14 protein-coding genes are annotated in these 13,228 nt (G+C 23.5%); 4 read left to right on the top strand and 10 right to left on the bottom strand.

Translation table 11 applies throughout. From position 1 onward, the window contains the following. Positions 1 to 23: 23 nt before the first annotated feature. The 9 genes from BUE91_RS00155 to cls all read right to left on the bottom strand — a co-directional run bounded on the left by BUE91_RS00155 (position 24) and on the right by cls (position 8,914). Positions 24 to 1,352 carry a PTS galactitol transporter subunit IIC gene (locus BUE91_RS00155; protein ID WP_073507564.1) on the bottom strand — a complete coding sequence of 443 codons (1,329 nt, stop codon included), beginning with the start codon at positions 1,350 to 1,352 and terminating at the stop codon, positions 24 to 26. 15 nt (positions 1,353 to 1,367) lie between these two features. After that, complete coding sequence (locus BUE91_RS00160; protein WP_073507565.1) at positions 1,368 to 2,204, bottom strand: Cof-type HAD-IIB family hydrolase; 837 nt, start codon at positions 2,202 to 2,204, stop codon at positions 1,368 to 1,370. Beyond that, on the bottom strand, positions 2,194 to 3,162 hold the full coding sequence (gene pip, locus BUE91_RS00165) for a prolyl aminopeptidase (RefSeq protein WP_073507566.1): 969 nt from the start codon (positions 3,160 to 3,162) through the stop codon (positions 2,194 to 2,196). Before pip ends, BUE91_RS00160 begins: the two co-directional genes overlap by 11 nt. Continuing rightward, a complete protein-coding gene (locus tag BUE91_RS00170) occupies positions 3,159 to 4,148 on the bottom strand; it encodes an alpha/beta hydrolase (RefSeq protein ID WP_073507567.1) in 990 nt (329 codons plus the stop codon). Before BUE91_RS00170 ends, pip begins: the two co-directional genes overlap by 4 nt. Further along, complete coding sequence (locus tag BUE91_RS00175) at positions 4,139 to 4,606, bottom strand: hypothetical protein (RefSeq protein WP_066899875.1); 468 nt, start codon at positions 4,604 to 4,606, stop codon at positions 4,139 to 4,141. The genes BUE91_RS00170 and BUE91_RS00175 overlap by 10 nt, the downstream gene beginning before the upstream one ends. Positions 4,607 to 4,729: 123 nt before the next feature. Then, on the bottom strand, positions 4,730 to 5,146 hold the full coding sequence (locus BUE91_RS00180) for a helix-hairpin-helix domain-containing protein (protein ID WP_073507568.1): 417 nt from the start codon (positions 5,144 to 5,146) through the stop codon (positions 4,730 to 4,732). Then, entirely contained in the window at positions 5,143 to 6,516 is a 1,374-nt protein-coding gene (locus BUE91_RS00185; RefSeq protein WP_066899871.1) for a coproporphyrinogen III oxidase, read from the bottom strand. The genes BUE91_RS00180 and BUE91_RS00185 overlap by 4 nt, the downstream gene beginning before the upstream one ends. Before the next feature lie 3 nt (positions 6,517 to 6,519). After that, positions 6,520 to 7,326: an undecaprenyl-diphosphate phosphatase gene (locus BUE91_RS00190; RefSeq protein ID WP_066899868.1), complete on the bottom strand. Its 807-nt coding sequence runs from the start codon at positions 7,324 to 7,326 to the stop codon at positions 6,520 to 6,522. Between the two features lie 34 nt (positions 7,327 to 7,360). After that, positions 7,361 to 8,914: a cardiolipin synthase gene (gene cls, locus BUE91_RS00195; RefSeq protein WP_066899866.1), complete on the bottom strand. Its 1,554-nt coding sequence runs from the start codon at positions 8,912 to 8,914 to the stop codon at positions 7,361 to 7,363. Positions 8,915 to 9,546: 632 nt separating this feature from the next. Between cls and BUE91_RS07395 the strand changes: the two genes are divergently transcribed. Together BUE91_RS07395 and BUE91_RS00210 are read left to right on the top strand one after the other, a co-directional pair. After that, a complete protein-coding gene (locus BUE91_RS07395) occupies positions 9,547 to 9,945 on the top strand; it encodes a hypothetical protein (RefSeq protein WP_073507569.1) in 399 nt (132 codons plus the stop codon). Positions 9,946 to 9,964: 19 nt separating this feature from the next. Continuing rightward, entirely contained in the window at positions 9,965 to 10,276 is a 312-nt protein-coding gene (locus BUE91_RS00210) for a hypothetical protein (RefSeq protein WP_073507570.1), read from the top strand. Between the two features lie 185 nt (positions 10,277 to 10,461). Here the strand turns inward: BUE91_RS00210 and BUE91_RS07495 are convergent, their stop codons facing one another. Continuing rightward, a complete protein-coding gene (locus BUE91_RS07495) occupies positions 10,462 to 10,590 on the bottom strand; it encodes a hypothetical protein (protein WP_280521775.1) in 129 nt (42 codons plus the stop codon). A 163-nt stretch (positions 10,591 to 10,753) separates the two neighbouring features. Between BUE91_RS07495 and BUE91_RS00215 the strand changes: the two genes are divergently transcribed. Then, positions 10,754 to 11,626, top strand: coding sequence for a PQQ-binding-like beta-propeller repeat protein (locus BUE91_RS00215; protein ID WP_073507571.1), 873 nt, complete (start codon positions 10,754 to 10,756; stop codon positions 11,624 to 11,626). After that, positions 11,616 to 13,184: an ATP-binding cassette domain-containing protein gene (locus BUE91_RS00220; RefSeq protein WP_073507572.1), complete on the top strand. Its 1,569-nt coding sequence runs from the start codon at positions 11,616 to 11,618 to the stop codon at positions 13,182 to 13,184. Before BUE91_RS00215 ends, BUE91_RS00220 begins: the two co-directional genes overlap by 11 nt. The last annotated feature ends 44 nt before the right edge of the window (positions 13,185 to 13,228 follow it).

A 13,228-nucleotide genomic window follows, 5' to 3' on the forward strand; every position in this document is an offset into this window, starting at 1 on the left:
CAAAAAATCTGAATATTAAATACTCAGATTTTTTTATTACCAAAGTTATTATAAAAATATATAAATAATAATACTAAAGTTATGAAAGAAATTATTCCATAAATTTTAAATTCAAATAATTTTATAAGTGACCATCTAAAATACGGACTTTCAAATGCATAATAACTTATTAACTGCCCCTCATTTTCTATTATATTAATATTTTTTGATAATTCTGTTATTGCTGGTGCAATATTAGTTGAAACCATAAGATATATTGGCGTTATTATAATTCCTAAAATTAACATTTTAAGTAAATTTCTATTTGATATTATTAAAGCTGGAACTACTATCATAGGATTAATTATTCCTGCTAATGGTAAAATAGAACTAAATCCTAATTTTGAAAATAATAATGCTAGTATTAATGTAATAGGAATTAAAAGTACTGAAACTATCCATAATTCAGCAATAGATCCAAGTATAGTCCATTCAAGTCCTATTACTATATCCCTATCCTTATACTTACTTTTCATAAAATTTTTAGCTACTTCTGATACTGGATTTAAAGCTTTTACAAACATATTAGCTATTATAGGGAGTAAAACTAATGCACTTGCAAGTTTTACTGAAATTTCTAGACTTTCAATTAATGAATATCCTGAAAATATTGAAAGTATCATTCCTATTAAAAATCCCATAACAGAATCTTCTCCAAATACACCTATTCTATTTTTCAAATATCCTATATCAAGTTTTGTATTTCTAATAAACGATACTTTATCTAATAAATTATTAATAGTATACATAATTAAACATTGTATAATAGAAACATGAGTAATTGTTGTAGCTACAATTCCTGTCATTTGCTCTACTCTAGGTCTAATCTTTTCAGAAATTTTTAATTCTAATAAAATTTGAATAATTGAAGCTATAAATCCAAAAATTATGCTTTTTGATACAACAGAAACTATAGCTGCTGTAAATACCTTAGTCCATATGTTAAAAATATCTACATTTAAAACATTAGTAAAATTAAAGTGTATCATTAATATATTTAGTATAATCTGTAAAGGAAACATTATTATCATGAATTTCCAAGCAAATGAAATAGTTACCATAGGTGAAAATCCTACATCTATAATATCAAGTTTAATACTTGTATATTCAACAAATCTTTGAGCTACAGGAGATATAGTGTTAAACATAAACCCTATAACCAAAGAAATAGATGTAAATGCAATTGCAAGTGTAATACCTGACATAAGTGCATCTTTTAATTTCATCTTCATAAATAAAGACATAATGATTATTATTATAGGTAATAGTATACTAGGGCTAATACCTAAAATATATTTAACTATTTCTGACATAGTTTATCCTTTCCACTAAATACCTAAAAAATCAATTATTTCTCTTTCTACACCAAATTCATTATTAGTATACTTAGTAATCCTTTTTACCTTATCAAGTAAAAGCTTTTCAGAATTTTTCATAGCAAAACCATAACCAACTTCAAGTAACATGTCTACATCATTTTCAGCATTACCAAAAGCAAGTACATCTTTTAAATCTATACATAATTTTGAACAAAGAAACTCAAGTCCTTTAGCTTTATTTATACCTTTTTTTGTTAGTTCATTTAAAAATACTGCACTTCTTGCTTGTGTAACTTTATCGTTAAATTCACTTTTTGAAATTAAATTGTATATTCCCTCTTGTTCTTCCTTATCATTAGTAAATATCATTAATTTAATCTTATTTTTCGGAAAATCTTTAACATCATCTATATTAATTAAATCAACAAAATTTACTTTTTGTTCTAAATCTATACTTTTTTCATATTCTTTTTTATTATTATATGTATAAAACTTATTCCAGTCGTGTATACTAAGAGGATTATTAAATCCATTTTTTTCTAAAAGTTCTATAATATTAAATACTACATCATCATCTATACATTCCTGATATATTATTTTATTTTCTTTTAAATCAAATATTTCAGAACCATTATGCCCTATTATATATCTAACCATATCTGTCATTTTCAATTTTTTTATAAGTTCTACTATACCTGCTGTTGCTCTTCCACTAGCAAATACTATTTCTTGACTTAAATTTTTTTCTCTTAATTTATCAACATAACTTAAATCCTGTTTGAAATGACTATCATCTAAAAAAGTACCATCAAAATCTATAGCTATTAATTTTATCTTATCTTTCACTATATTCCTCCATAATTTCCATCAATTTATGTGTAATACCTTTTTCTAAACTAGAATGTCCTGCATCTTGAATTATATAAAATTTTGCATTGTTTAGTTTTTTATATAATTCATAAGCTCCAATAATTCTACAATCAACATCATATCTACCATGAACTATATCTATTTCTAAATCTTTTATTTTATCAGTATTTTCTAAAATATATTTATCTGTTGGAAGAAAAGAATTATTATTAAAATACAGACATTCTATAATAGCCATAGAAATATCTGATTGCGATATCTCACTTAAATTATCTTTTCTAATAAGTCTTACACAAGAATGTTCCCAATCTGACCATACCTTGGCATACTTTTTAGCTATTTCTAAATCCATTTGTAAATATTTTAAATATGACTTAACTGGATCTTTTCTTTCTTCTATAGTTAATGGTGCTAAAAATTTTTCAAATTCTAATGGGTAAATATAGCTTGCCCCTTCTTTATATAGCCAATCTACATCTTCAGATCTTCCTAAAAATATTCCTCTTAAAACTAATTTTAAAACTCTTTCTGGATGATTTATAGCATAAACTAAAGATAATGTTGATCCCCATGAACCACCAAATACTATCCATTTTTCTATCCCAAGTTTTTCTCTTATTTTCTCCATATCATCTATCAGAGAAAAAGTATTATTTTCTTCTATTTTTGCAAAAGGTTTACTTTTTCCACAACCTCTTTGATCTATAACTATTATTTTAAATTTATCTTTATTAAAAAATCTTTTTGAATAATCACCCATAGGAGCTCCTGGTCCTCCATGAACAAACACTACAGGTATACCTTGTTCATTTCCACTAACTTCATAATATATTTCATGTTCATCATTTTTTAAATAATATCCTTTTTCATCATATTCATCATTATATAAAGTTAGAGGAGATGATATTTCTAATCCAATTATTTCTTTTATCATTTAATAAACTCCCTTATTTCATCTACGCTGTCTATAACGTTATCGTTATATCCTATTTTATCTATAAAGGCATGAACTTCACCTGCATATCTTATTCCTATCGATCTTACACCATTTTCTTTAAGCCTTTTATGAAAATATTCTGCTTCTAATCTTAAATAGTCATATTCTGCTGTAAAAATTAATGTTTTAGGAAACTTTTTAAGTAAATCATCTGGTGCATTAATTTGAGAAATATAGTAATTTTCTTTAACTTCATCTGTTTTTATATACATATCCTTAATATATGGCATAGCATATTTTAAACCACTTGCTTCAGATTTCATAAGTCCTGCATCAGGGCTTGTTTCATCTATATCATATTCTTTTATACTCCATATAAAATCTTCTCTGCAATTATCATTTAAATCTATAAGTAAAACTGGATAATACATTATTAGCCCATCTGTTATTTTACTTTCCTCTTCTATATCTTTAATACAAACAGAACATGCAAGTCCCCCACCAGCACTATCTCCACTTAAATAAATGCTTTCATATCTATTTTCAAAATACTTAAGTATAGTATAACCCTCGTTTATAGAAGTAGGGTATGGAAATTCTGGAGCTAGTGAATAATCAACAGAAACTACAGTAGCTCCTGTTTGTTCTACCATATATCTACAAGTATTCTGTACGGTATCTGTAGAACCTCCATAATATGCTCCACCATGAAAGAATATTATTAATTTTTCCTTATCTTCCTTAACTTTTGAATATTTTACTACTCTAATGCCCTCTACTTTTTGTATTTCATTTTTAATATGTTCTGTTGTAATGTCTATATTAGGAAACCACATTTCAGATCTCATTTTTTCAATTGTTGTAGCAAATTCTTTAACTTTTCTTTTTTCTCCCTCTTTAATCTTTAACTCCTTTGTAAATTTAACATTAGGAGAAAGATTACCAGGCTTATATCCCTCTACTTTAGGTCTTTTTATATCCATAATTTGCTATCATCCTCACTTTCTCTAATATACACTAAATTAGAATCTACATATCTAATATATTCTCTTCTTGTTTCATTAACAAATACTATTTTGCTAACTTTAAGTTTAATAAATGTATCTATTAAAAATGCTCCTAAAAATACCATTAATGATCTTCCTACTGTTAATCTTAGGTATAGGTAGGCAAAAAGTCCTGCTGCCATTCCTGTTAAAATATTAAAAAGTGTTTTTTTAATAAAATATTTTCTTTTTCTCTTAACAAAAAGATTTAAACCCTCATTAATGCTATCTTCTATTTCTCCTTTATCAACAAATTCATATATATTAATATTTTCTTGTTGATATTTGTATAATAGCGTTGCACAAAATTCTTTCTGCACTATATTATTATTAATTTCTGACATTTTAAGTCCAGATAATAGAGCAAAAATATTTTCTCTGTCTTTGTTATTCATAACTCCCTCCTAAAATACTATGTATTTATTAATAATGTCAATATTTACCTTACCTTTTAAATCAAGTTCAGATTTAATCTCCTTAACATCTCTAATCTTATTTATTACATCAATTTCCTTTTTTTAAAAACCTAATAAAAATAATCCTGTATCATCTAAATAGTTAATATTATGTTTCATATATTCCTTTTTATTCATTTCATCTATATATACAATTTTTTTTAACTTATCTAAAGTATTTTTATTAATCCCCTTTATTCTAGTAAGATTTTCTAAATTGTCAATATATCCAACAAATCCCCTATATTCAATTATACTATACCCTATTTTACTAGAAATCCCTGCATTAACCATTTCTTCAAAATCTACAGTATTAATGTCTAATTTTTTTTCTTTTTCATTTTCATTTTGAAAAGTTATTTCCTCATTAATTTCTACCTTTGGGTTATTAAAATCATTATCTATTCCTATTATATTTTTTATAATAGTAAATAGGAAAAGTACTATTAATATTGTTAGAATATATTTTAATTTTTTCATATTGACTCCCTTATTTCTTTTTTCTTTTCATTTAATCTATCTTCAAATTCATCTATCCACATTAAAGGATCTTTGGGATTAATAAGTCTTTTTATCTCATCTTTTTTTATTAATTTGGTTATAGCTCCTGCACCTATAGATATTATACTTTTAAATTCCTCTATCATCTCTATATTATATATTAACTGTTTACCTGATTTACAATATCCCATATTTTCTCCTGAAATACTAGAACTCTTTTGTCTGTACATATAGTAAGGGATATATTCTTTTTCCATCATAATTTCAGCTATCTTATTACTTATTAAATCATGATTTAGCATATCTTCTTTAAAGTACTTATTCTTAGTTAGAGTAGATGCTTTTTTCATTGCTAGATAATGAAAAGTTACATTTTCTGGATCATATTCCTTAAATTTTTCTAAACTGTTTAATACATCTTCTGTATCTTCAAGAGGTAAACCTATTATGAAATCCATATTAATATCTAACTTTAATCTCTTTGCTTCCATATATACTTCATTTAATTTATCTAAATTATGATATCTATTAACTAGTTTTAAAGTAGATTCTTTAAAAGATTGAGGATTAATACTTATTCTAGTCACACCATATTCTTTAAGCATGGATAATTTCACTTTATCAATAGTATCTATTCTTCCAGCCTCAAAGGTATATTCTTTTAAATTCCCCTTTTCTATATATTCATTAATAGTGTTTAACAATCTATCTAGATCATTATAGCTAAGATAACTAGGCGTTCCTCCACCTACATATATGCTATTTATCTTTAAATTAAGTTCCCTGCATAAAGTCCCTATTTCCTTAATTTCTCTAAGTAATGTTAAAAAATATTCATCATATCTTTTTTCATATTTGCCTTTTTTTAAATATGCAGGAAAAGAACAATAAGTGCATTTAGTAGGACAAAATGCCAACCCTATATATATTCCTATAGTTTTATCATCTAAAAAATCTATAGAGTTTTTTACTACTTCTATTAATAAAGTGGCTTTTTCATGACTTACAAAATATATTTCTTGTAATATCTTTAATACTCTATCAAAGTTATTACTTTCAAGTAATTTCCTTACAAGCTTAGTAGGTCTTACACCCACTAAAGATCCCCAAGGAACATTAATGTTATATAGCTTTAAAAGTGAGGCTTTAAGCATTACATCTATTTGATTATCTATCATTTTTAAAATAGAATATTCTACCATATTATCATGATTTTTTGATTTAATGTATATACTATCACCTAAATCTTTTACTTCTATGATAACTTCATCATCAACATTTTTAAAGAATACGTAAATAAATTCTTTCCACTTATTTTCATTTATCTCATAATTTGATATTATTTTCATTTTCTACCACACATATATATCTAAAATTATGATTAAAGCTATAGCTACCCTATAATACCCAAAAACTTTAAAGTCATGTTTTTTTATATATTTTAAAAATGAATTTATTATCATTAAAGACATAATGAAAGTAAATATTAATCCTAAAAATATTAAAAATAGTTCATATATACTTAAAAACGACCCTATTTTAATTAACTTTAAGATAGTAGCTCCAAGCATAGTTGGTATGGCTAAGAAAAATGAAAATTCTGTAGCTATAACCCGATTTAGTCCTAAAAGCATTGCCCCTATTATTGTGGCTGCTGAACGTGAAGTTCCAGGTATCATAGCAAGGCATTGAAATAGCCCGATAATCAGTGCTGCAATGTAGCTAAGATTTGAAATATCATTTATCTTTGCTTTTCTTTTTATGCTTTCTATAATTACAAGGAAAAAACCATAAATTAAAAGCATAATTGCAACTACATTTACATTAAAAAAATGTTTTTCAATATATTCATCAAATATTAAACCTAAAACTACTGCTGGTAATACTGCTATTACTATTTTACTCCAAAGATTTAAAAGCTCTTTCCTTTTCTCCCCTTTATATATGAAAGGGTAAAGTTTTTTAAAAAATATTACTACTACAGCAAGTATAGCCCCTAATTGAATTATTACCTGAAACGCTGTAACAAATTCCTTATTACTCGATAAATTAATATATTTATCTGCAAGTATCATATGTCCTGTTGAACTCACAGGAATAAATTCTGTAAAAGATTCAATAAGAGATAGTATAAATACCTTTAAAATGTCTAACAACATTTTTACCTCCTTGTTTTATAATTAAATAATTTGCCTATATTAATGGGGCAAATATTTTCATTAATTTACCTATTAATTTTCTTTGTAATTTATCATTTTTTAAATCCCTATTTGTAAATATTTTTGATTTTTTAAAAGTTTCAATAAAATCATTTTTAATATCTTTAATTGCATCAATATTATACATATATACTGCATTTTCAAAATGATGATAAAGACTTCTATAATCTAAATTAATAGTTCCAACCACTGCTTTAATATCATCTGAAATAAACATTTTAGCATGCATAAATCCTAAACTGTACTCATATATTTTAACACCAGCATCTATAAGCTCAGAATAATGACTATGTGCTAGAGCAAAAGGCATTTCCTTATCTGGAATATGTGGCAAAATTATTCTAACATCTACACCCTTACTAGCTACAAGTTTTATAGCTGCATTCATTTCATTATCTATAATTAAATATGGTGTCATAATATATACATATTCTTTAGCATTGTTTAATATATCTATATATATATTTTGTCCTAGAAGTTCATTATCAAATGGTTCATCTCCATATGCTATTACATAACCATCATTTTTAATATTATGTGTTGTATCTAAATATTTAATATATTCATCACTGCTATAATCAAAAATATTCCAAGATTGCATAAACATTAAAGTTAACGGTTTTACAGCATCTCCTATTATTCTTATACCTGTATCTTTCCAATGACCAAATTTAGAGATTTCATTAATATATTCATCTGCCAAATTAATTCCACCTGTAAATGCTATCTCTCCATCTATAACCATGATTTTTCTATGATTTCTATTATTGTAGTGGGTTGATATAAAAGGTTTTACTGGTGAAAATGCCTGTGCTTTAATACCATATTCCATTAATTCTTTAGGATAATCTCTATCTAATGTTGAATATTCACAAGTTCCATCATACATAACTCTAACTTCTACTCCCTCTAATACTTTTTGTTTAAGTATTTCAAGTATGGAATACCACATTTTACCCTCTTCTATTATGAAATATTCTAAAAATATGAATTTTTTAGCATTTTTTAAAGCTTTTAGCATATCAAGAAACATATATTCTCCTAAAGAATAGTATTTAATTTCACTATCTTGATATATATTATATCCCCCTGTTTTTTTAATATATCTAGCTATATTTCTAAGTTCAAATAGCTTATTATCCTTAATATTATTAATTATTTCCTGTTTTTGAATTAATATATTTTTAGTTTGATTTTGTATATATATTATCCTATTTTTCATCATTTTACTTCCAAAATCAAATTTAATAAACCAGTATAGGCAAATTCCAAAAAAAGGAATAAGTAGTATTAATATTATCCAAACTAATTTTACATTAGGATTTTGTCTGTTATTTATTAAATAAAGTATCATAGCAAAACTAGTTAATCTACTTCCACCTATTAGCAAATACATATTATTTCCTAGCCAAATTATTGATGCTAAAGCTAGAATTACCTGTATTAACAGTAAAAATGTTACTATTAAAGTTCTACTAAAAACTAAATTTAATATCCCTTTTTTACTTTTTTCTTTTATTTTAGACATATCCTCCTCCTTTTTTACCTATTATATCAAATATCAAAAAAAGGAGCAAATATACATAAATTATATAGAAATATACTACATTAATTATTTAAACTAAATTTCAACTATAATTCGCATATAAATATATTTAATATATGAAATCATTTAAAACTTATATCTCAAGTTTATTGATTTATGTATAAAAAATATGTAGAATAGATTATATGTTATTACTTATAAAATAACAAAAAAATTAGGAGGAATATTATGATTAAAAAAAAGAAACTTATGGTAAAGTAAATATTAAGAAAGTAACAGGATTAGCTCCTGTTATAAGCTATGAACCTTGGGTTTTAAGATCAATAGAAAGTGTCAAACAATCTATAATCGATGGTAAGCCGGTTTTAATAAGATTACATTCAGCAGCGAGTTATCCATGCAAAAATAAAGAAGATAATTATAAATTAGATTTAGAATCACACGCAGTTTTAATAGTTGAATTTAATGATGAAGAAAATAATTTTGATATCGTAGACCCATGGAACAACTTTGAAGGTAATAGAAAAGGTATATATAAATTATCGTATGAAGAATACCCACTTTTATGTGTAAACTGTTCACTTTCAAAAGATACAATAATAACTGAAGTTTCATTGGATATAGAAAAGGTAATAATCGGAAACCATTCAGGTATCAAATTAAAATTAGGTTTATACACACCTAAAGGATATATTATAGACCAAAACAATACATATATAAATGATATAAAACTAGAAATCAATTATACTTTAAAAGGAAAAGAAAAACATAGTGAAGTAGAAATAAAAGGAAATTATAAAATAGGTGAATATGCTTATAAAACTATATCTTTAGGTGAAAATATTAATGAAAAAATTAAATTTAATATTAAATCAACAGTAACTATTCATGGAATAAGACCTTATAAATATGATGATAAAATTATAACAAAATATACATTTATTGATAAATTTGAAAATAAAAATAACGAAAATTCTTCTCTAGAAATAGTAAAACTAGAAAGAGTAATATAAATTTAGGAGGCATCTGTAAATGTTCAGAAAAAATCTAGTAAATAATAATCCCTATGAAAATATATATATCTATAATAAGTGGAGTACAAAAATAAAGGGATTAATAAAAACGCCATTTTTTGATAATAATGATTTTGAAAATGGATATGTAGTTTATTATTCAGAAATTAAACAAGGATATTTCATTGTTAAATTTAATTTGAAAAATGGTGAGATAATATTTGAAAAAAAAGTTACAAATGGTAGTTATGGAACAGGTGCTATTTATAAAAATCAAATAATTTCATACAAAGAATTTAAGGATTTAGTTTCTTTTGATAAAAATACATGAGAATTTCTTTGGGAATTAAAAACTAATACAAGAATAAGAAGTTCTGTAAATATTTTAGAAAACCAAATTATATTTTCATCAGGAAATTATGTATATTTTGTAAATGAATTAGGTAAAATTCAAAAAAAAGTAAAAATAGATAATGCTTTCTTATACGGAACCATATCTAAAATAGGAAATTTTTATTATGTTCTTGGAACTAAATTTTCTAAAGAAAAAAAATGTTCTTGTTTATATTTATTTTCTTTTGAATATTCAGGAATAATTATATCTGAAAAAAATATAGGGAAAGCCGAAGTTATAAGCTCAGACACATCAGGACTTTGGATAACAAATAATAATATACTTTTAGCATGTAATGATGAAATTTTTCTAATTGATAGTTCTGAGTTTAAAATTATTTGGAAACAAAAAGTTTTAGGAATAGCAAGTCGTCATGTTGTAATTTCTGATGACAAAAATGTATATTATACGACTTTGAAAGGAAGAATAGGTTCAATAGACTTAAAAACTGGTAATAAAGTTTGGGAAATTTCAACTCAAGAGGGTTTAATATTTTCTCCCCCTAGTATATATGGAAAAACATTATTTGTTTTAGCAGATTGTGTAGTTTATCTTATAGATAAAACAACGGGAAGTGTGTATTTTAAAAAAATAATTGGTCATTCTCCATACAGTGCCCCAATTATTTTTAATAATAATTTATTTATAGGTGGAGGAGAACCACCATTAAATGGAGTTCTACTTTCTTTTGATATAAAGCATAGTTTAAATGAAATTAAAAATAAAGAAGAAGTTTTAAAAGTTATTGAATTTGGAAATTATGTAGAAAACAATAAAATGCAGATTTCAATTATATTTGAAAAAAAAGTTAAAAATATATACCTAGATGTTTCTGTTATATCAAATGATAATATAATCAAACCAATAGATATTAAAGAAAACAATTATATATTTGAATTTAATTTAAAAAAAAATAACCTTAGTGGATTGTATTCTCTTCCAATTACATTTGAAAAAGAAAATTTTAAAAAATCAGAAATGATAATTATAAATTTAATTTTAAAAGAAACTAAATCAAAAAAAATAAGATTAGATAAATTTTATTATGAAATAAAACAAGAAAAAGAATTTTATAGTGGAGCAGCTATAGCAAAATTTATTTTAAATAGATATGGTAAGGATATAACACAAGAAGAATTTAGAAAAATTATTAATCATGTTAAAGAAAAAAGTAATTGGAAAGATGCTGATTTTCAAACATGGAGATTAATTTTAAAAAGAGTATTAAGTACATCAAAAAATACATTAGAGGATTTTTTAAAGGAGGAAGAAAAAAATGAAAAATAATATAAAATATATATTTAATATATTAGAAAAAATAGGATTTAAAAAATCTCTTGTCTATTTTGTAACTGTTATTTTAGTTTTCATTCTAGTTGTATTTCAACCTATTTTCATAAGTAAAAGTATACAAGAAGTTTCTAAATATTTTATAGCCCTATTATGTATTTCTTTATTATTAGAAGAATTACTAGGCTTTTATAATAACTACATTGTTCAAAAAATTAGAAATTATTCTAAATTAATAATATGGGAGCAGATAGAAAAGAAAAGCTATTTTGAATTTGTTAATTTAAATTTAGGAGAAATACAGAATTTAATTCAAGAGGGTTCTTTTTTAGTTAGAGCAATATATGATGTCATTTTAAGAATATTTAAAAATTTCATTATGATAGTTATTTATTCAATATTATTATTTAATTTCTATAAATCTATAGGAATAGTATATTTAATTTTTTATGTACTATATGTTTATATATCATATAATTTTTTAAAAAATAATAGTGAAAATATTTCAAAATCTATAGATACAACATCAAAAATAAATAGTTTTATTGTTGATTATTTCATTAATTTTAATACGATATATAACGAAAATTCATATGAATATGAAAAAATAAAAATAAAAGATTTATTTAATAAAGAAGAAAAAAAATACTATTCAATACAATTTAATATATTAAAATCAAATCTTTTTCTAAGATTGTTTTTAATTATATCAAGTATCTTAGTAATTTCTATAGCTTTTAATAGGCAAGTTGATCTAAAAGTATTATTGATAATTATTTATTCAGTATTTAATTTAAATGATTTTGGGAAATATATTTTAAATTTCTTTGAATGTTGGGATAGACTAAATCTAGTTATATCTAAAATGAATATTTTTGATTCTAAATGTATAAAAGAAAATTTAAAAATAGAATATTTAGATAATGAGAATATAATAGTTTTAAAAAATATTAATTATAAATATTTAGATTCTGATGAAATGATTATAAATAATAAATCATTAGAAATAAAAGATGGTAGTAAAAATTTAATTATTGGAAAAAATGGTAAAGGGAAATCAACACTATGTAAAATAATTGCAAATATGTTAAATGTTTATTCTGGAGAGATTATATACAATAGTAAATATATAAAAAATAAAAATGAAATAATCTATTATTCTCAAAATATAAATTTATTTGATAGGAGCATAATAGAAAATATTATTTATCCTAAAAATGAACTGAATAAAGAAATAGAAAATAAAATAAAAGATATAATTAAAGAATTAGAATTAGATAATGTAATAAAAAATGATGATGATTTATTTAATAAGAAAATAGGAGATTTTAGCAAAAAGATTTCAGGTGGAGAAAAACAAAAAATATTAATAGCAAGAGCTTTATTAAGTGATAAAAAGGTTATTATATTTGATGAAATAAATTCTGGAATAGATAAATTTAATAATCTTAATTTCTATAAACTAATCTCTAAATACTTAAATGATAGAACTATCATAATAATATCTCATAGAGAGGAACATAATGAAATTATAGATAATATAATAAATTTATAGAAGATAATAATATTGGGTCAGTAAACAACTGACCCAATGTATTT

The organism is Streptobacillus notomytis (assembly GCF_001902585.1).
In the GTDB taxonomy this organism is placed as follows: Bacteria; Fusobacteriota; Fusobacteriia; order Fusobacteriales; family Leptotrichiaceae; genus Streptobacillus; species Streptobacillus notomytis.

Excerpts from the sequence above, each read along its gene's own strand:
- BUE91_RS00155 (WP_073507564.1), bottom strand. The coding sequence starts at position 1,352 with ATGTCAGAAATAGTTAAATATATTTTAGGTATTAGCCCTAGTATACTA.
- pip (WP_073507566.1), bottom strand. The coding sequence starts at position 3,162 with ATGATAAAAGAAATAATTGGATTAGAAATATCATCTCCTCTAACTTTA.
- BUE91_RS00170 (WP_073507567.1), bottom strand. The coding sequence starts at position 4,148 with ATGGATATAAAAAGACCTAAAGTAGAGGGATATAAGCCTGGTAATCTT.
- BUE91_RS00175 (WP_066899875.1), bottom strand. The coding sequence starts at position 4,606 with ATGAATAACAAAGACAGAGAAAATATTTTTGCTCTATTATCTGGACTT.
- BUE91_RS00180 (WP_073507568.1), bottom strand. The coding sequence starts at position 5,146 with ATGAAAAAATTAAAATATATTCTAACAATATTAATAGTACTTTTCCTA.
- BUE91_RS00185 (WP_066899871.1), bottom strand. The coding sequence starts at position 6,516 with ATGAAAATAATATCAAATTATGAGATAAATGAAAATAAGTGGAAAGAA.
- BUE91_RS00190 (WP_066899868.1), bottom strand. The coding sequence starts at position 7,326 with ATGTTGTTAGACATTTTAAAGGTATTTATACTATCTCTTATTGAATCT.
- cls (WP_066899866.1), bottom strand. The coding sequence starts at position 8,914 with ATGTCTAAAATAAAAGAAAAAAGTAAAAAAGGGATATTAAATTTAGTT.
- BUE91_RS00210 (WP_073507570.1), top strand. The coding sequence starts at position 9,965 with ATGTTCAGAAAAAATCTAGTAAATAATAATCCCTATGAAAATATATAT.
- BUE91_RS00220 (WP_073507572.1), top strand. The coding sequence starts at position 11,616 with ATGAAAAATAATATAAAATATATATTTAATATATTAGAAAAAATAGGA.